12 protein-coding genes are annotated in these 21,910 nt (G+C 36.5%); 9 read left to right on the top strand and 3 right to left on the bottom strand.

The window, feature by feature from the left end:
• Positions 1 to 50: 50 nt before the first annotated feature.
• Genes HCN53_RS02860 through ytxJ form a run of 3 tightly spaced genes read right to left on the bottom strand, consistent with a single transcriptional unit; the run spans position 51 to position 2,667 of the window.
• Positions 51 to 1,379: an MFS transporter gene (locus tag HCN53_RS02860; protein WP_167341957.1), complete on the bottom strand. Its 1,329-nt coding sequence runs from the start codon at positions 1,377 to 1,379 to the stop codon at positions 51 to 53.
• Between the two features lie 47 nt (positions 1,380 to 1,426).
• The gene (locus HCN53_RS02855; protein WP_167341956.1) at positions 1,427 to 2,251 is read right to left on the bottom strand and encodes a M48 family metallopeptidase; all 825 of its coding nucleotides are present in this window, start codon (positions 2,249 to 2,251) and stop codon (positions 1,427 to 1,429) included.
• 8 nt (positions 2,252 to 2,259) lie between these two features.
• The gene (gene ytxJ, locus HCN53_RS02850) at positions 2,260 to 2,667 is read right to left on the bottom strand and encodes a bacillithiol system redox-active protein YtxJ (RefSeq protein WP_105018969.1); all 408 of its coding nucleotides are present in this window, start codon (positions 2,665 to 2,667) and stop codon (positions 2,260 to 2,262) included.
• 168 nt (positions 2,668 to 2,835) lie between these two features.
• Here ytxJ and clpB point away from each other — a divergent pair, with 168 nt between their 5' ends.
• From clpB to HCN53_RS02805, 9 genes are all read left to right on the top strand, one after another.
• A complete protein-coding gene (gene clpB / locus HCN53_RS02845) occupies positions 2,836 to 5,442 on the top strand; it encodes an ATP-dependent chaperone ClpB (RefSeq protein ID WP_167343236.1) in 2,607 nt (868 codons plus the stop codon).
• Between the two features lie 244 nt (positions 5,443 to 5,686).
• A complete protein-coding gene (locus HCN53_RS02840; protein ID WP_167341955.1) occupies positions 5,687 to 10,369 on the top strand; it encodes a beta strand repeat-containing protein in 4,683 nt (1,560 codons plus the stop codon).
• 883 nt (positions 10,370 to 11,252) lie between these two features.
• The gene (locus tag HCN53_RS02835) at positions 11,253 to 15,374 is read left to right on the top strand and encodes a beta strand repeat-containing protein (protein WP_167341954.1); all 4,122 of its coding nucleotides are present in this window, start codon (positions 11,253 to 11,255) and stop codon (positions 15,372 to 15,374) included.
• 10 nt (positions 15,375 to 15,384) lie between these two features.
• A complete protein-coding gene (locus tag HCN53_RS02830; RefSeq protein ID WP_167341953.1) occupies positions 15,385 to 16,101 on the top strand; it encodes a hypothetical protein in 717 nt (238 codons plus the stop codon).
• Between the two features lie 7 nt (positions 16,102 to 16,108).
• The gene (locus HCN53_RS02825; protein ID WP_105018933.1) at positions 16,109 to 16,747 is read left to right on the top strand and encodes a hypothetical protein; all 639 of its coding nucleotides are present in this window, start codon (positions 16,109 to 16,111) and stop codon (positions 16,745 to 16,747) included.
• A gap of 3 nt (positions 16,748 to 16,750) precedes the next feature.
• Complete coding sequence (locus HCN53_RS02820) at positions 16,751 to 17,890, top strand: gliding motility-associated C-terminal domain-containing protein (protein WP_167341952.1); 1,140 nt, start codon at positions 16,751 to 16,753, stop codon at positions 17,888 to 17,890.
• 69 nt (positions 17,891 to 17,959) lie between these two features.
• The gene (locus HCN53_RS02815; RefSeq protein ID WP_085774663.1) at positions 17,960 to 19,738 is read left to right on the top strand and encodes an AMP-dependent synthetase/ligase; all 1,779 of its coding nucleotides are present in this window, start codon (positions 17,960 to 17,962) and stop codon (positions 19,736 to 19,738) included.
• 78 nt (positions 19,739 to 19,816) lie between these two features.
• Complete coding sequence (locus tag HCN53_RS02810; RefSeq protein WP_167341951.1) at positions 19,817 to 21,136, top strand: exonuclease domain-containing protein; 1,320 nt, start codon at positions 19,817 to 19,819, stop codon at positions 21,134 to 21,136.
• Positions 21,133 to 21,843, top strand: coding sequence for an SAM-dependent methyltransferase (locus HCN53_RS02805; RefSeq protein WP_167341950.1), 711 nt, complete (start codon positions 21,133 to 21,135; stop codon positions 21,841 to 21,843). The genes HCN53_RS02810 and HCN53_RS02805 overlap by 4 nt, the downstream gene beginning before the upstream one ends.
• Positions 21,844 to 21,910 lie beyond the last annotated feature (67 nt).

The following is a 21,910-nucleotide window of genomic DNA, read 5'->3' as shown; positions in this document are numbered from 1 at the left end:
AGCCGTCTAGTACTTTACTAGACGGCTTTTTATTTGTAACCTAAACGGTTTTACTTAATTTTTCCTGTTCGATAAAGCAGCACTACTCCAATGGTAAAAAAAGCAACTAGAAATAATATACTTTCTCTCATGCTGCCAGTGTACTGATTTACCAATGCAAAAATACCCATTCCAATCACAATTCCGATTTTCTCTGAAACATCATAGAAACTAAAAAAGGAGGCTGTATCAATGGTATTTTCAGGAATCATTTTTGAGTAGGTACTCCTCGACAAACTTTGAATTGATCCCATTACTAATCCCACAAATCCCGCGGTAACATAAAATTGTAAAGGTGTGTATACAAAATAACCGTAAATACATATACACACCCATAAAATATTAATAACCATTAAAGTTTTTATATTTCCATGCTTTCGCGAAAGCTTACTAGCCAACCACGCACCAGGAATAGCAATAAGTTGTATTAACAAAATACTTACAATTAATCCTAGTGTACCATCACGTTCACCAGTCTCCTCATTCATAGGCCACAGAACTTCTTCAGTTCCAAAATAAGTTGCGATTAACATTACAGTTTGTACAGCCATACTGTAAATAAAAAAAGCTCCTAAAAATCTTTTCAATTGTCCTAGATGATCTAATTGATTCCAGATTTTCCTGAGCTCTTTAAATCCATTAGTAAAAATGTTTTTGACTTGAGAGGTATCCTTTTTTGTTCCTAACGGAAGGTATGCATAAGTATATTGAGCAAATCCTATCCACCAAAGACCAGTGAGGACAAAGGAAAGTCGCGGTGCATCTAGACCTAGAATACCTTCTTCTGGATAAAAGCCACCTTGTATGAGCGCTAGACACAGTAATAGTAAGATCACACTACCTATATAGCCATAAGAAAAACCTTTGGCGCTTGCAGCATCTTGTTGGTCTGGGTGAGCAATATCTGGTAAATAGGAATTGTAAAATACTAGGGATCCCCAAAAACCTACCAGTGCTAGCAAGTATAGAAGTAAACTTACATATAGATAATCAAAACTAAACCATGCTAATCCACAACAACTTAAAGCTCCTAAATAACAGAAAAACTGTAAAAACCTTTTCTTTTTACCAGAATAATCGGCTATTCCTGAAAGTATAGGTGATATTATCGAAACTATTAAAAAGGCAATTGCCGTTGTTATAATAATGATATTTTCATTGGTTACTGATTTTAATAAATCAGGAACGTTGCCTTGTTCATAAGCTTTAGTACTTATATAGCTGTAGAAAATTGGAAAAATAGCGCTCGCTATAACAAGTGAGTAAACTGAGTTTGCCCAGTCATAGAATGCCCAGGCCTTTATAAGTTTTTTGTGACCCTTTGGTAAAGTTGGTTTCATAAAAAAAGGCGCTCTTTTATGAGCGCCTTAAAAGTAAAGATTCAAAATTACTTGAATGAAGTAACTCCGTATTTTTTTGCTTCTTCTTTTGCTTTAGGAGCAAGTTGATTAAGAAATTCTATTCGACTATCGTTAGATGGATGCGTACTTAGAAATTCTGGTGGAGCTTGTCCACCACTAACCGCTTTCATGCGTTTCCATAATTCTGGAGCTTCATATGGATCGTATCCTGCTATAGCAGATAGATAAAGACCTATTTTATCAGCTTCAGTTTCATGAGATCTTGAGAACGGTAACATTCCTCCTAATTGAGAACCTAAACCATAAGCTTGATTCAAAATTTGTTGAGTTTGTTGATTTGCTCCTGCAACTTGTGACCCAACAGCAACACCTACTGCACCAAGCGCTTGTACCTGAGCTGCACTCATACGTTGCGCACCGTGATCTGCAAGTGCATGTGCTACTTCATGTCCCATTACTACTGCAACACCGCTTTCCCCTTGACAGATTGGTAAGATACCAGTATAAAAGACAATTTTACCACCAGGCATACACCAGGCATTTACGGTTTCGTCCTTAACTAGATTATATTCCCATTTGTAGTCCTTTAAATAAGCTTCTTCTCCTAGAGCCGATAACCATCGTTGTGCAGCAATTCTAATTTTATTACCTACATCTTCAATCATCTTTGCCTCAGAAGTTCCTGTAACCACATTATTTTGATTTAAAAAATCGTCATATTGAGCAAAAGCCATTGGAAACAATTGCGAGTTTGACATAAAATTTAAAGTCTTTTTACCTGTAAAAACATTTGTTTTACAAGATAACAATAGAAAAAGACCGGCCAGTATTATTGTTCTATTCCAACTCATAGGTAGGTTTATTTTTTATTAGCAACTATTTCTTGTACTTTTTTAATATCGATACCATGATGAGATTCGTTGTGTAAAACCTCTTCTTGATAAAGTACGATTACTTGAGGACTTTGATGTACTACATTAAGTTTTTGAGCAATAGCATTACTCACTTCTCTAAACTGGAGCAGATCAAGATAATAATAACTTACATCTACATCATTTTTGACATAATTATTTTCAAAATTCTTAAGAACCATCCTTGAAATACCACAACGCGTACTATGTTTAAAAATAACTTTAGGCTTTAATCTAGAATTGCGAATTACATTATCTAATTGATCTACTGATTCAAGAGAGTCCCAAGGAATTCCAGTAATTTCATCCTTGGCAATATCTCTTTGTGATTTGAAAAATTTATCAAAAATTCCCATGTAAATAGGTTATTAAACTGCTACAAATATAGTTCTTGTTCAATAATGATCGTATTATCAATAACTTAAATCAGACAAAATGTCTTGTTAAACTCAGTAATTAATGTCTTTTTGTCAAGAATTAAACAAGGTACAACAGTTGCTAATGTAGGAATAAAAATGAATACTATGAATTTAAATAAATTAACTATAAAGTCTCAAGAAGCGATACAACAAGCTCAACAAATTGCGCAAGAGGCTCAACACCCAAGTATATTAAACGAACATTTATTTAAGGGCATTCAACTTGTAGATGAGAATGTCCTTCCTTTTATTTTTCAAAAATTAGGTGTTCAATTATCCATAATTAGTCAATTAATAGACACGCAATTAGAATCTCTATCAACGGTAACCGGAGGAAACTTACAATTTTCGAGAGATACGGCAAGTACACTAAACAATGCTATATCTATCGCTGGTAAAATGAATGATGAATATGTTTCTATTGAACATTTATTATTAGCCATATTTGAAGGTTCAGGAACGGTATCAAGGATACTGAAAGATCAAGGAATCAATGCAAAAGATTTAAAAGCTGCAATTGAGTCATTAAGAAACGGCAATCGAGTGACTTCATCCAGTGCCGAGGAGACCTATCAAAGTCTTAGTAAATATGCCAAGAATTTGAACGATCTCGCTGATAAAGGAAAATTAGATCCCGTAATAGGTCGTGATGAAGAAATAAGAAGAATTCTTCAAATACTTTCTAGAAGAACCAAAAATAATCCGATGTTAATTGGAGAACCAGGAGTAGGTAAAACTGCTATTGCAGAAGGACTTGCTCATCGTATAGTGGCTGGTGATGTGCCTGAAAATCTCAAAGAAAAACAAATATTTTCTTTAGACATGGGTGCCTTAATAGCTGGTGCAAAGTATAAAGGTGAATTTGAAGAGCGTTTAAAAGCAGTTGTGAAAGAGGTTACGCAAAGTAGCGGTGATATTGTATTGTTTATTGATGAAATACATACTCTGGTAGGTGCTGGTGGTGGCGATGGAGCAATGGATGCTGCCAATATTTTAAAACCTGCACTAGCCAGAGGAGAATTGAGAGCTATTGGAGCGACAACCCTTGATGAATATCAAAAATATTTTGAAAAGGATAAAGCTTTGGAACGTCGCTTTCAAAAAGTTACTGTTGATGAACCGGACACAGAAAGTGCTATTTCGATCTTAAGAGGTATCAAGGATAAGTATGAAGCACATCATAAAGTACAAATAAAAGATGATGCTATTATTGGTGCTGTAGAGTTATCACAACGATATATTACAAATAGGTTTCTTCCAGATAAAGCTATAGACCTGATAGATGAATCTGCAGCTAGATTAAGAATGGAAATCAATTCAAAACCAGAAGAATTGGATGTTCTCGATCGCAAAATTATGCAGTTGGAAATAGAAATTGAGGCAATCAAAAGAGAAAATGATGAAGTCAAACTTAAGTCACTGAACTCTGAATTGTCCATTTTAAAAGAATCTAGAAATGAGCTCAATGCTCAATGGGAAAATGAAAAATCTGTAATTGATGCTATACAAAATCTTAAATCAGATATTGAGAATTATAAATTGGAAGCAGAACGTGCAGAAAGAGAAGGAAACTATGGAAAAGTAGCAGAATTACGTTACGGAAAAATCAAGGAAGCGCAAGAACAATTGGTAAAACTGCAAGAACAAGCTGCGCTACAAGACAGCTCGCAAGCCCTAATTCAAGAAGAAGTAACATATGATGACATTGCAGAGGTGGTTGCTAGATGGACAGGAATACCGGTGACAAGGATGCTTCAAAGTGAAAGAGAAAAACTACTCAACCTAGAAACTGAATTAAATAAACGAGTTGTAGGACAACATGAAGCTGTCGAAGCTGTGAGTGATGCAGTGCGTCGCAGTCGAGCAGGTTTACAAGATCAACGTAAACCAGTAGGTTCTTTTCTATTTTTAGGAACAACTGGTGTAGGAAAAACTGAACTTGCTAAAGCTTTGGCCGAATTTCTATTCAATGATGAAAACGCCATGACACGAATCGATATGAGTGAATATCAAGAACGGCATAGCGTAAGCAGACTTGTGGGTGCTCCTCCTGGATATGTGGGATATGATGAAGGAGGACAGCTCACTGAAGCAGTAAGACGTAAACCTTATTCAGTAATTCTTTTAGATGAAATTGAAAAAGCTCATCCAGATACTTTTAATATACTATTGCAAGTCCTAGATGAAGGTAGACTTACTGATAATAAAGGTAGAGTAGCCGATTTTAAAAACGCCATAATCATTATGACATCAAACATGGGTGCCCACGCTATACAGGATAAATTTGAAAACGCAAATGTGATTGATGAACAATTAATCGATCAAACCAAAAATGAAGTTCTTCAAGCTCTCAAAAAACAAGTAAGACCTGAATTTATCAATAGAATTGATGATATCGTCATGTTTACACCACTTACAAAAGCTGAAATAAAAGAAATTGTAAAATTACAATTGAAGAGTGTAACTAAATTGCTTGCAAAACAAGGAATTACAGTTGACGCCACAGATCAAGCTATCAATTTATTAGCTGTTAAAGGATTTGATCCTCAATATGGTGCACGACCAGTAAAAAGAGTAATTCAAAAAGAGATCATGAATGAATTGTCTAAGAAAATACTCTCTGGAGAAATTAGTACTGAAAGTATTGTTTTAATTGATCAATTTGATGACCACTTGATTTTCCGTAATCAAGAAGATAAGATTAGTGTATAATATAAATTATCACAAATTAATTAACCCGAGTTTGTACTCGGGTTTTTTGATTTTACGCTTTCGCGAAAGCATAAATAGGAAAACTCATAGTTAACACAAACAATCAATTCTTTAAAAAACACTCTACAAAAAGAGCTTTTAATCAGAGAAAAATTCCTTTTAACGATTGTTAAACAATTGTGATAATTAATTTCTAGAAAAAACTTTGTGCTAGATATTTTCGTATGTATTTCAAAGAGAAGATATGAGATCCCTAGTTTATTTTTTCATTTTTTTAGGTTCACTTTACGCCACTTCACAAGTAAAAATTGGTGATAATCCAAATAGTATAGATCCTTTTTCGATTTTAGAATTGGAAAGTACATCCAATGTACTTGTTGTTACACGGGTGACAACTGCCGAGATGAATGCGATTACACCGCTTAACGGTGCTATAGTATACAATTCTACCGAAAATTGTTTGTATCAATATAGGTCTGGAAACTGGGAAAGTCTTTGTATTGGAGGAACTTTGACAGATAACAATGACGGTAGTTATACTTTTACAAATATCAACGGAGGTACTGTTGTTATTGATACCAGTGCAAGCTCTGATCCCTACAATAATGTTACATCAGGTTTGAGTGCATTGAACGTTCAAGATGCTATTGATGAATTGAATACGGCAACTAGAAGTATTGTATTAATTGATAACGCAGATGGTACTTACACTTTCAGTGATGCAAATGGAAATATTGTCACTATTGCAGATACGAGTATCTCTACTCTTATTGACAATGGTAATGGTACTTATACCTATACAGATGAAACTGGCACGCAAACTATAATAGACACTACTTTCTTGGAAACTGTCACTTCCCTAGGCCTTAATGCAAGTGAAACAGCCTTGGAGTATAGTGATGAAGACGGCGTAATTACTACTATTAATTTAACCAATGTTGTACAAAACTTAGAAACTTTAACCTCATTAGTTGAAAACACAGATGGTACTTTTACCTATACTGATGAAGATGGCGGCACTACCGTTATCGATGTTACCAATCTGGAAACGCTTACCTCTATCGCGCTGAATCCTGATAATACTAACATCGATTACACCGATGAGGATGGTGTTGTAACTCAGGTTGATCTTACAGCTTTAGTACAAAACCTAGAGACTTTAACCACTATCGTTGAAAACACAGACGGTACTTTTACCTATACTGATGAAGCTGGTGGTAGTACCGTTATTGATGTTACTAATCTGGAAACACTTACTTCTATAGCGTTGAATGCTGATGATACCAACATCGATTACACCGATGAGGATGGTGTGGTTACACAGCTTGATCTTACAGCTTTAGTACAAAACTTGGAGACTTTAACCACTATTGTTGAAAACACAGACGGTACGTTTACCTATACCGATGAAGATGGTGGTACTACTGTTATTGATGTTACCAATCTGGAAACTCTTACCTCTATCGCGTTAAATGCTGATGATACTAACATCGATTACACCGATGAGGATGGTGTGGTTACACAGCTTGATCTTACAGCTTTAGTACAAAACTTAGAAACTTTAACCACATTAGTTGAAAACACTGATGGTACTTTTACGTATACCGATGAAGATGGTGGTATTACCGTTATTGATGTTACAAATCTGGAAACACTTACTTCTATAGCGTTGAATGCTGATGATACCAACATCGATTACACCGATGAGGATGGTTTCGTAACTCAGCTTGATCTTACAGCTTTAGTACAAAACCTAGAAACTTTAACCACTATCGTTGAAAACACAGACGGTACTTTTACCTATACCGATGAAGATGGTGGCACTACCGTTATTGATGTTACTAATCTGGAAACGCTTACCTCTATTGCGTTAAATGCTGATGATACTAACATCGATTACACCGATGAGGATGGTGTCGTAACTCAGCTTGATCTTACAGCTTTAGTACAAAACCTAGAAACTTTAACCACTATCGTTGAAAACACAGACGGTACGTTTACCTATACCGATGAAGATGGTGGTACTACTGTTATTGATGTTACCAATCTGGAAACTCTTACCTCTATTGCGTTAAATGCTGATGATACTAACATCGATTACACCGATGAGGATGGTGTGGTAACTCAGCTTGATCTTACGGCTTTAGTACAGAACTTAGAGACTTTAACTACTATCGTTGAAAACACAGACGGTACGTTTACCTATACTGATGAAGATGGCGGCACTACCGTTATTGATGTAACGAATCTGGAAACACTTACCTCTATAGCGTTAAATGCTGATGATACCAATATCGATTACACCGATGAAGATGGTGTGGTTACACAGCTTGATCTTACAGCTTTAGTACAAAACCTAGAAACTTTAACCACTATCGTTGAAAACACAGACGGTACTTTTACCTATACTGATGAAGATGGTGGTACTACCGTTATTGATGTTACCAATCTAGAAACGCTTACCTCTATTGCGTTAAATGCTGATAATACTAACATCGATTACACCGATGAGGATGGTGTGGTTACTCAACTTGATCTTACAGCTTTAGTACAAAACTTAGAAACTTTAACCACTATCGTTGAAAACACTGATGGTACTTTTACCTATACCGATGAAGATGGTGGTACTACTGTTATTGATGTTACCAATCTAGAAACACTTACCTCTATCGCGTTGAATGCTGATGATACTAACATCGATTACACCGATGAGGATGGTGTAGTTACTCAGCTTGATCTTACGGCTTTAGTACAAAACCTAGAGACTTTAACCACTATTGTTGAAAACACTGACGGTACTTTTACCTATACTGATGAAGATGGTGGCACTACCGTTATTGATGTTACTAATCTGGAAACACTGACTTCTATCGCGCTGAATGCTGATAATACTAACGTCGATTACACCGATGAGGATGGTGTGGTTACTCAACTTGATCTTACAGCTTTAGTACAGAACTTAGAGACTTTAACCACTATCGTTGAAAACACTGATGGTACTTTTACCTATACCGATGAAGATGGTGGTACTACTGTTATTGATGTTACCAATCTAGAAACACTTACCTCTATCGCGTTGAATGCTGATAATACTAACATCGATTACACCGATGAGGATGGTTTCGTAACTCAGCTTGATCTTACAGCTTTAGTACAGAACTTAGAGACTTTAACCACTATCGTTGAAAACACTGATGGTACTTTTACCTATACCGATGAAGATGGTGGTACTACTGTTATTGATGTTACCAATCTAGAAACACTGACTTCTATCGCGTTGAATGCTGATAATACTAACATCGATTACACCGATGAAGATGGTGTGGTTACTCAGCTTGATCTTACAGCTTTAGTACAAAACCTAGAGACTTTAACCACTTTAGTTGAAAACACTGATGGTACCTTTACCTATACTGATGAAGATGGTGGTACTACTGTTATTGATGTTACTAATCTGGAAACACTGACTTCTATCGCGCTGAATCCTGATGATACTAACATCGACTACACCGATGAAGATGGTGTGGTTACTCAGCTTGATCTTACAGCTTTAGTACAAAACCTAGAGACTTTAACCACTATCGTTGAAAACACTGATGGCACTTTTACCTATACCGATGAAGATGGTGGTACTACCGTTATTGATGTAACGAATCTGGAAACACTTACCTCTATCGCGTTAAATGCTGATGATACTAACATCGATTACACCGATGAGGATGGTGTGGTTACTCAGCTTGATCTTACAGCTTTAGTACAAAACCTAGAAACTTTAACCACTTTAGTTGAAAACACAGACGGTACTTTTACCTATACTGATGAAGATGGTGTAGATACTATTATCGATATCTCTAACCTAGAAACGCTTACCCTACTTGCTCAAGCTGCTGGTAATACAGATGCTGAAGTAACCGCTGGTGATGCTAATACCATTGCTACGTATACCGATGAGGATGGTTCGGCATTTACTATCAATGAAACTGTTACTGCATTAGTAGAAAACACTAACGGAACAGTAACCTACACCGATGAAGCTGGTAACGACACCATCATTGATGTTACTAACTTAGAAACGCTTACAGAGATTGCTGAAAACACAGACGGTACTTTTACCTATACTGATGAAGATGGTGTAGATACTATTATCGATATCTCTAACCTAGAAACGCTTACCCTACTTGCTCAAGCTGCTGGTAATACAGATGCTGAAGTAACCGCTGGTGATGCTAATACCATTGCTACGTATACCGATGAGGATGGTTCGGCATTTACTATCAATGAAACTGTTACTGCATTAGTGGAAAACACTAACGGAACAGTAACCTACACCGATGAAGCTGGTAATGACACCATCATTGATGTTACTAACTTAGAAACGCTTACAGAGATTGCTGAAAACACAGACGGTACTTTTACCTATACCGATGAAGAAGGTGTAGATACTATTATCGATATCTCTAACCTAGAAACGCTTACCCTACTTGCTCAAGCTGCTGGTAATACAGATGCTGAAGTAACCGCTGGTGATGCTAATACCATTGCTACGTATACCGATGAGGATGGTTCGGCATTTACTATCAATGAAACTGTTACTGCATTAGTAGAAAACACTAACGGAACAGTAACCTACACCAATGAAGCTGGTAACGACACCATCATTGATGTTACTAACTTAGAAACGCTTACAGAGATTGCTGAAAACACAGACGGTACTTTTACCTATACTGATGAAGATGGTGTAGATACTATTATCGATATCTCTAACCTAGAAACGCTTACCCTACTTGCTCAAGCTGCTGGTAATACAGATGCTGAAGTAACCGCTGGTGATGCTAATACCATTGCTACGTATACCGATGAGGATGGTTCGGCATTTACTATCAATGAAACTGTTACTGCATTAGTGGAAAACACTAACGGACAGTAACCTACACCGATGAAGCTGGTAATGACACCATCATTGATGTTACTAACTTAGAAACGCTTACAGAGATTGCTGAAAACACAGACGGTACTTTTACCTATACCGATGAAGATGGTGTAGATACTATTATCGATATCTCTAACCTAGAAACGCTTACCCTACTTGCTCAAGCTGCTGGTAATACAGATGCTGAAGTAACCGCTGGTGATGCTAATACCATTGCTACGTATACCGATGAGGATGGTTCGGCATTTACTATCAATGAAACTGTTACTGCATTAGTAGAAAACACTAACGGAACAGTAACCTACACCGATGAAGCTGGTAATGACACCATCATTGATGTTACTAACTTAGAAACGCTTACAGAGATTGCTGAAAACACAGACGGTACTTTTACCTATACTGATGAAGATGGTGTAGATACTATTATCGATATCTCTAACCTAGAAACGCTTACCCTACTTGCTCAAGCTGCTGGTAATACAGATGCTGAAGTAACCGCTGGTGATGCTAATACCATTGCTACGTATACCGATGAGGATGGTTCGGCATTTACTATCAATGAAACTGTTACTGCATTAGTAGAAAACACTAACGGACAGTAACCTACACCGATGAAGCTGGTAATGACACCATCATTGATGTTACTAACTTAGAAACGCTTACAGAGATTGCTGAAAACACAGACGGTACTTTTACCTATACCGATGAAGATGGTGTAGATACTATTATCGATATCTCTAACCTAGAAACGCTTACCCTACTTGCTCAAGCTGCTGGTAATACAGATGCTGAAGTAACCGCTGGTGATGCTAATACCATTGCTACGTATACCGATGAGGATGGTTCGGCATTTACTATCAATGAAACTGTTACTGCATTAGTGGAAAACACTAACGGAACAGTAACCTACACCGATGAAGCTGGTAATGACACCATCATTGATGTTACTAACTTAGAAACGCTTACAGAGATTGCTGAAAACACAGACGGTACTTTTACCTATACCGATGAAGATGGTGTAGATACTATTATCGATATCTCTAACCTAGAAACGCTTACCCTACTTGCTCAAGCTGCTGGTAATACAGATGCTGAAGTAACCGCTGGTGATGCTAATACCATTGCTACGTATACCGATGAGGATGGTTCGGCATTTACTATCAATGAAACTGTTACTGCATTAGTGGAAAACACTAACGGAACAGTAACCTACACCGATGAAGCTGGTAATGACACCATCATTGATGTTACTAACTTAGAAACGCTTACAGAGATTGCTGAAAACACAGACGGTACTTTTACCTATACCGATGAAGAAGGTGTAGATACTATTATCGATATCTCTAACCTAGAAACGCTTACCCTACTTGCTCAAGCTGCTGGTAATACAGATGCTGAAGTAACCGCTGGTGATGCTAATACCATTGCTACGTATACCGATGAGGATGGTTCGGCATTTACTATCAATGAAACTGTTACTGCATTAGTAGAAAACACTAACGGAACAGTAACCTACACCAATGAAGCTGGTAACGACACCATCATTGATGTTACTAACTTAGAAACGCTTACAGAGATTGCTGAAAACACAGACGGTACTTTTACCTATACTGATGAAGATGGTGTAGATACTATTATCGATATCTCTAACCTAGAAACGCTTACCCTACTTGCTCAAGCTGCTGGTAATACAGATGCTGAAGTAACCGCTGGTGATGCTAATACCATTGCTACGTATACCGATGAGGATGGTTCGGCATTTACTATCAATGAAACTGTTACTGCATTAGTGGAAAACACTAACGGGACAGTAACCTACACCAATGAAGCTGGTAACGACACCATCATTGATGTTACTAACTTAGAAACGCTTACAGAGATTGCTGAAAACACAGACGGTACTTTTACCTATACCGATGAAGATGGTGTAGATACTATTATCGATATCTCTAACCTAGAAACGCTTACCCTACTTGCTCAAGCTGCTGGTAATACAGATGCTGAAGTAACCGCTGGTGATGCTAATACCATTGCTACGTATACCGATGAGGATGGTTCGGCATTTACTATCAATGAAACTGTTACTGCATTAGTAGAAAACACTAACGGAACAGTAACCTACACCGATGAAGCTGGTAATGACACCATCATTGATGTTACTAACTTAGAAACGCTTACAGAGATTGCTGAAAACACAGACGGTACTTTTACCTATACTGATGAAGATGGTGTAGATACTATTATCGATATCTCTAACCTAGAAACGCTTACCCTACTTGCTCAAGCTGCTGGTAATACAGATGCTGAAGTAACCGCTGGTGATGCTAATACCATTGCTACGTATACCGATGAGGATGGTTCGGCATTTACTATCAATGAAACTGTTACTGCATTAGTGGAAAACACTAACGGAACAGTAACCTACACCGATGAAGCTGGTAATGACACCATCATTGATGTTACTAACTTAGAAACGCTTACAGAGATTGCTGAAAACACAGACGGTACTTTTACCTATACCGATGAAGAAGGTGTAGATACTATTATCGATATCTCTAACCTAGAAACGCTTACCCTACTTGCTCAAGCTGCTGGTAATACAGATGCTGAAGTAACCGCTGGTGATGCTAATACCATTGCTACGTATACCGATGAGGATGGTTCGGCATTTACTATCAATGAAACTGTTACTGCATTAGTGGAAAACACTAACGGGACAGTAACCTACACCGATGAAGCTGGTAATGACACCATCATTGATGTTACTAACTTAGAAACGCTTACAGAGATTGCTGAAAACACAGACGGTACTTTTACCTATACCGATGAAGATGGTGTAGATACTATTATCGATATCTCTAACCTAGAAACGCTTACCCTACTTGCTCAAGCTGCTGGTAATACAGATGCTGAAGTAACCGCTGGTGATGCTAATACCATTGCTACGTATACCGATGAGGATGGTTCGGCATTTACTATCAATGAAACTGTTACTGCATTAGTGGAAAACACTAACGGGACAGTAACCTACACCGATGAAGCTGGTAATGACACCATCATTGATGTTACTAACTTAGAAACGCTTACAGAGATTGCTGAAAACACAGACGGTACTTTTACCTATACCGATGAAGATGGTGTAGATACTATTATCGATATCTCTAACCTAGAAACGCTTACCCTACTTGCTCAAGCTGCTGGTAATACAGATGCTGAAGTAACCGCTGGTGATGCTAATACCATTGCTACGTATACCGATGAGGATGGTTCGGCATTTACTATCAATGAAACTGTTACTGCATTAGTAGAAAACACTAACGGGACAGTAACCTACACCGATGAAGCTGGTAATGACACCATCATTGATGTTACTAACTTAGAAACGCTTACAGAGATTGCTGAAAACACAGACGGTACTTTTACCTATACCGATGAAGATGGTGTAGATACTATTATCGATATCTCTAACCTAGAAACGCTTACCCTACTTGCTCAAGCTGCTGGTAATACAGATGCTGAAGTAACCGCTGGTGATGCTAATACCATTGCTACGTATACCGATGAGGATGGTTCGGCATTTACTATCAATGAAACTGTTACTGCATTAGTGGAAAACACTAACGGAACAGTAACCTACACCGATGAAGCTGGTAATGACACCATCATTGATGTTACTAACTTAGAAACGCTTACAGAGATTGCTGAAAACACAGACGGTACTTTTACCTATACCGATGAAGATGGTGTAGATACTATTATCGATATCTCTAACCTAGAAACGCTTACCCTACTTGCTCAAGCTGCTGGTAATACAGATGCTGAAGTAACCGCTGGTGATGCTAATACCATTGCTACGTATACCGATGAGGATGGTTCGGCATTTACTATCAATGAAACTGTTACTGCATTAGTGGAAAACACTAACGGGACAGTAACCTACACCGATGAAGCTGGTAATGACACCATCATTGATGTTACTAACTTAGAAACGCTTACAGAGATTGCTGAAAACACAGACGGTACTTTTACCTATACCGATGAAGATGGTGTAGATACTATTATCGATATCTCTAACCTAGAAACGCTTACCCTACTTGCTCAAGCTGCTGGTAATACAGATGCTGAAGTAACCGCTGGTGATGCTAATACCATTGCTACGTATACCGATGAGGATGGTTCGGCATTTACTATCAATGAAACTGTTACTGCATTAGTGGAAAACACTAACGGGACAGTAACCTACACCGATGAAGCTGGTAATGACACCATCATTGATGTTACTAACTTAGAAACGCTTACAGAGATTGCTGAAAACACAGACGGTACTTTTACCTATACCGATGAAGATGGTGTAGATACTATTATCGATATCTCTAACCTAGAAACGCTTACCCTACTTGCTCAAGCTGCTGGTAATACAGATGCTGAAGTAACCGCTGGTGATGCTAATACCATTGCTACGTATACCGATGAGGATGGTTCGGCATTTACTATCAATGAAACTGTAACAACTTTTTCACAAAATGACACACCAACTTCTAGTGATCCAAATGCTACTGGAGAAATAACTTACACCAACGAGGCTGGTACAACAACCACTGCACAAGTCGTAAGTGCCGATGCCAATAATAGTATTCAAGTTGGATCAGATGGTGGAGCTTATTTTGTTGGTCCTACTATTGCTGCAGCTGGTAACGTGGCAGGAGATGGTTCTACCATCGCAAGCTTTGGAACTTCGAGCATTACTAGACTTAATACTGGAGACTATCGTATCAATTTTACAACTCCTATAACAACGGGATATGTAATACAATTAACCATATTAGATTGTAATGGAAACTGTCCACCAGCTGGCGGTTCAAACTACGATGATCCTGGAATTTCGTACTACGGAAATGATGCTAACGGATTCAACGTGAATATAGGAGATAGCGATAATGGTGCTAGTCCTAAGGTTGACATTGATCTTGATTTCATGTTCACCATTATTAAACTACCTTAATTAATTTTAAATGAAAAACTTCTTTTTTATCATAGTGCTTTTAATGTTGTTATTCTCATTTATTCAGCCTGCAATAAACCCAGACTCCTTAATGAGGATATCAAACTTAACAACCGCAGAAATCAACTCAATAGTAGGTGTTCAAGAAGGTAGTATTGTATATGATACAGACCGTAATAGAATGCTAGAATATACAAATACTGGTTGGAGTGAAATGCTTGTTGATTCTAATGTCTATTTAGGTAGCTTCACTATTAAATCGTCTGGATCAATTACAATATCAGATGTTCCATTTCAACCTTCACAAGTAAGCTTTGTTGCTCATGCAAATATTGAATCGGATAATATAGCTGCAGATAACGGTGTGGGAAATAATGCTCGTGGAATTTCAAATTCTTATGGAACTTCAAACGGTTTTGCTAGAAATAACGGAGGAAGCATTGTTCAACAAAGTATTTACGTAGGCGGACATGGAAATTCAATCAATGACATCTCTAGATATTCAAGTAGCTCAAACTGTGTTGGCATAAGATACGGTGATCAAAATGGTTCTAATTTGGGTATAATTGAAGCGTCTTTAACCAATTTTACAACAAATGGTTTTACCGTAAATGCTACTTATACTAACGGTGATATAACGATAAATAATACTAATCCAGTACTTAATGTTCAACCAGCAGATGTTAACAATGAAGCCATAGTGGTTTTATTTACAGCCTACAAATAACTTGCTCATGAAATTATTCCTAAGTAGTTTAATCTTTACCGTGTGGTTCGCTTTCTCACAAGCTCAAATAGATCCCAACTCTATAATGGGTATACCTACTTTGACCACAACCGAGATTAATAGCATTTCTAATCCTAATGAGGGATCTATTGTTTACAATACCACAGATCAATCTTTGTACCTGAGAAATGCTACTACATGGAAAAAACTAACGGTAGATGAAAGCAAGACTGTAATATTAAATCGTAATGGAGGCTCCTTACCTACTGCAATAAACACGTTTTATGATTTGCCCTTGACCAATAGTCACGTTACCACGATAAATAACGATTATTATACAATATCTGGAACTTCTGAAATTACAATACTTCAACAAGGAAATTATCTTATCTCTGGAGAATTATCAACTACCAATATGCCGGCAGGTGATAATAAATATATCCTAGCAGTTTTCATCAATGGATCAAGAAGAGGTTATTTATCTAGAGGATTTGCAAGTATTCCTAGTAGAGACTTCTGGGGCACCACAGGAACAATTATGTTTAGTCTAAATGCAAATGACGTCGTCAACATTCAATACGTACTTAATGTAAATGGAGCTACACTAAACGCCAATTTTTCAAACATTGGTATTACAAAAATTTAGATTATGAAAAATTATCTATTATTTACTTTGTTATTAGTTTACGCTTTCGCGAAAGCGCAAACTGCCTTACATAATTATGGTAATTTAAAAATACATCCAACAGGACAGATAGGTTTTCATACAGATGTCATTAATGACGGAATATCGAATGACAATGATGGACTAGCCGGATTTTACAATGATAATCGCATGCTTACTTTCTCGGGTACCAACCAAATGAACTTTGAGAATGTAGAGTTAGAAGTAGATGATGACTTAAGTTTATTAACTTCCATAGGAATTACAGGAGAATTAGACTTTATTTCTGGTAGATTTATTACACCTAGAATTAATCCCATTATCAGACTCAAATTTTTAAATAACAACTTTTATTTTAATTCAAATGACAATAAACATGTTGATGGATTTAATGAATTTTCTGGTTCAATAGATTTCACTTTTCCAATTGGAGATGAATTTGAACTTAAACCACTAGGAATTTCCAATTATACAGATAAACAATTTGTAGCAGCTTATTTTAAGGAGGACCCTAACACTCCTACCACATTTGTGAGTGGCTTTAACACATCTGCCTTTGAGCCTAGCTTAGATATTGTCTCCACAACCGAGTTTTGGTATCTTGATAGTACTGGTACTGCAGATGTTACTTTACACTGGACATCGAGTAGTAATGTAAGTAGTTTAGTAAACAATTTAAGTCAACTTAGAATAGCTGCTTGGAATGCTACTACCAATAAATGGGACAATTTAGGGAATGACTCTTTTACAGGAACGGTCAATGAAGGTACCATTACTACAAAAATTAATGCAACTCAAGAGTATACTATTTATACGTTAGCTTCTATTCTTGAAAATGGCAATGATATTCTAGTTTATAACGGAATTACACCAGATGGTGATGGTATAAATGACACACTTATTATACGAGGATTAGAAGATATACCAGATAATGAACTTATCATTTACAATCGTTGGGGTGTGGCTGTATATCAAAAAGAAAATTACGACAATAGTTTTTCTGGAATTTCTGAAGGTCGAGTAACCACATCTCAGGACGAAAAACTACCAGAAGGTACTTATTTCTACGTACTTAAGATAGGAAATAAAGAAAATCTTGCTGGTTACATCTATATCAATAGATAATTTATTAGATCGGATTGTTAACTTTTTTATAATACTAGTATTATATTTAGCGTCCGAAAAAAATAATTCATGCAAATCAAACGATTATTTGACTTTCCATATTACCAATTAAAGAATTATCCTAGAGAAGATGCTCTAGTTACTAAACAGAATGGAATATGGGAAAAAACCTCTACACAAGAATATATTGATCAAGCCTGTGCCCTATCACGTGGATTAATGCGATTGGGACTTCAAAAGGACGATAAAGTTGGTATTATATCAACAAACAATAGAACGGAATGGAACATCACTGATATAGGAGTTATGCAAACAGGTGCCCAAGATGTACCTATTTATCCTACTATATCAGAAGAGGATTACGCATATGTTCTTAATCATAGTGAGGCAAAATTTGTTTTCGTATCTGATCAAGAGGTATATGATAAGGTTCAAGCAATAAGAAACAAGGTTCCATCATTGCAGGAAGTTTATTCTTATAATGATATCAAAGGCTGTAAAAGCTGGAGAGAAGTATTAGAATTAGGTAAAGACGACAGTAACCAAAAAGAATTAGAGGATCGCATGGCTGCCATCAAGGAAGATGACCTAGCAACTCTTATCTATACTTCTGGAACAACCGGTAGACCTAAAGGTGTAATGCTTTCTCACAAAAATATTAGTAGCAACGCTATCTTTTCTAGAGAACGACTACCTATCATTGAAGGAAAAGGTAAGGCATTAAGCTTTTTACCTGTCTGTCACATTTATGAACGCATGTTATTATACATGTATACCTATGTAGGTGGTGGTATTTATTTTGCGGAGTCTATTGAAGCTATATCGGACAATCTAAAAGAAGTGCAACCCGATGTAATGAGTGCGGTACCTCGATTACTCGAAAAAGTATACGATAAAATTATCGCCAAAGGAACAGATCTTACCGGCATTAAAAAGAAATTATTCTTCTGGGCTGTAGAACTTGGATTAAAGTGGGAACCATATGGACGGAATGGCTGGTGGTATGAACAAAAACTTAAACTAGCGCGTAAATTGATTTTCTCAAAATGGCAAGAAGCATTAGGAGGCAATCTACAAGCCATAGCTAGTGGTAGCGCTGCTCTTCAACCCAGACTTGCACGTGTGTTCAACGCAGCAGGCGTACCAGTAATGGAAGGATATGGTCTAACTGAAACTAGTCCAGTTATTGCTGTAAATGACATGCGTAATAACGGATTTAAAATAGGTACGGTAGGAAAACCATTAAAGGAAACCGATGTTAAAATCGCCGAAGATGGTGAAATAATAATTAATGGTCCACAACGTATGATGGGCTATTATAAGGATCCAGAAAAAACCGCTGAAGCTATTGATAAAGATGGTTACTTTCATACAGGAGACATAGGTGAAATTGACCAAGAAGGATTCTTAAGAATTACGGATAGAAAGAAAGAGATGTTTAAAACATCAGGTGGTAAGTATGTTGCTCCACAAGTAATTGAAAATGTTCTTAAACAAAGTCGTTTTGTAGAACAAATCATGGTAATTGGTGAAGGAGAAAAAATGCCAGCAGCCTTTATTCAACCTAATTTTGAATTTCTTGAAGAATGGGCAGAGCGTAAAGAACTTAAGTACAATTCTTACGAAGAATTATGTGCCCTAGATCGAGTAATTGACAGATATCAAAGAGAAGTTGATCATTATAACGAACAATTTGGAAAATGGGAACGCATAAAGCGATTTGAACTTACTCCAGAAGTTTGGTCTATCGATAATGAACAACTCACTCCTACCCTAAAATTGAAAAGAAGAAATATTAAAGCAAGGTATCAGGATCTATATGATAAGATTTACGGACCAAAAATTTAATATCCTTTGTATAACCTTTTTAAATGCCGTGTATAATCACGGCATTTTTTATGTAGTTTCACCAAATAAAATAATTAATTGTACGCAATACTAGATATAGAAACTACCGGTGGTAATTATGGTGATGAAGGAATCACCGAAATCGCTATATATAAATTTGATGGACATGAAATAGTGGATCAATTTGCTAGCCTGGTAAATCCGGAAAAACCCATTCAACCGTTTGTAGTTCAACTTACAGGTATAAACAATAAGATGTTAATCAAAGCTCCGAAATTTTTTGAGGTTGCAAAAAGAATTATTGAAATTACCGAAGGTTGTGTCATAGTTGCTCACAATGCTGAGTTTGATTACCGCATGTTAGTCCAGGAGTTCTCTAGCCTAGGTTATGATTATCAAAGAGAAAGCATTTGCACGGTTCAAGTAGCTCAAGAATTACTTCCTGATGAAGAAAGTTACAACCTAGGAAAACTTTGTAAATCATTGGGCATTCCAATTCCTTCGAGACATCGAGCTACAGGTGATGCGGCAGCAACAGTAAAGTTGTTTAAGATTCTTCTTGAAAAAGATACAGGAAAAAAAATTATAAACAGCTTTCAAAAACAATTAGCACAAAAGAGTGTAAAAAAAGGCCTTCAAGAATTTTTGGACTCAGTACCTGCGACTACAGGTGTCCTTTATCTTTTTAATGAAAAAAATCAATCTCTTTATATTTCCAAAAGCAGAAATATGAAGAAAAAACTTAGACAAGTTGTAACCGCACAAGCTAAGTGGGCAGAAAACTTAACTAGGAAAATTCATAGAGTATCCTATGAACAAACAGGAAGCCTTTTAATTGCAGAAATAAAAGAATACATAGAAATTAAGGCTCAAAGACCGAAATTTGTTCGTAAGCGAAAAGCTATACATTTAAAATCTGTACTTAATTATAAAGACAATCGTATTCAAATTAATAAAATAGCTCTTCCTTCTAGAGATGGTTTAATATTTTTTAGAAGCGATAAAAAGGCTATTAATTTTCTTAAGTGGTTATTTAGTAACTCTTGTCAATCTCCCGATGATTATATAGTCAATAACGAATTGTTACAACAATTGGCAGATATTGAACACTTAAAAAACGGTAAGAGTATAGATGAATTATTAGAAGAATTTAACTTCATGAATGGATCCTATATTCTTAAATTAAGAGGTCGCACAACAACAGAACACGCAGTACTTAAAATTTCCAACAATAAGGTTCAAGGTTATGCCTATATCGATCTTAAATATCAGGTAACCAATAGTGAAATTTTAAACAAGCTTTTAATTCCTTTAAATGATGATAAAGGAATTTTTCTTAACATGGTACATCAATATATCAAGACAAGAAAAAACATATATAAATACAAATTAGTATGATGGAAAAAGGTAGGTTGTTTCTCATCCCTGTAACACTAGGTGAAATTAATCCTCTCGAGGTATTACCTATATCTGTAAAAAAGGTAATTGAGGTAGTTGATCATTATATCGTAGAAAATGAAAAAAGTGCTAGACGCTTTATAAAAAGCATTCACCCAGGAAAATCACAACCTAGCCTGCAACTTTCAACACTTAATAAATTTACCGAACCTAGTGAATTACCTACTTTTCTTAAACCATGTCATGAAGGTACACATGTAGGTCTTATGAGCGAGGCTGGTGTTCCTGGTGTTGCAGATCCAGGTTCACAGGTTGTAGCAATGGCACATGAACAAGGAATAAGAGTTCAACCTCTAGTAGGACCTAGTTCCATCCTTATGGCAATGATGTCTAGTGGTATGAATGGACAAAGTTTTGCGTTTAATGGCTACCTCCCTATTGATAAGCATGATCGTCGAAAAAGAATTAAACAATTAGAGTCATTAAGTTTACGAGAAAATCAATCTCAAGCCTTAATTGAAACGCCTTATCGCAATAATAAGTTAATTGAAGAATTATTAACCGCATTACATCCAGAAACGCGTTTGTGCATAGCCTGCGATATCACTCTACCAACTGAATATATTAGAACCTTTTCAGTAAAAAAATGGAAGCAAAATATTCCAGATATTCATAAACGTCCAGCTCTATTTATTATACATGCATAACGTTTTTTATTCCGCTTTCGCGAAAGCATAAACATTTAATTAACAAATACTTATCATATATTTTAAG

The sequence above is a fragment of the Nonlabens sp. SY33080 genome, from assembly GCF_011784885.1.
Taxonomy (GTDB): domain Bacteria; phylum Bacteroidota; class Bacteroidia; order Flavobacteriales; family Flavobacteriaceae; genus Nonlabens; species Nonlabens tegetincola.
The sequence above is the reverse complement of the archived record's forward strand: the minus strand, read 5'-3'. Positions and strand labels throughout refer to the sequence as shown.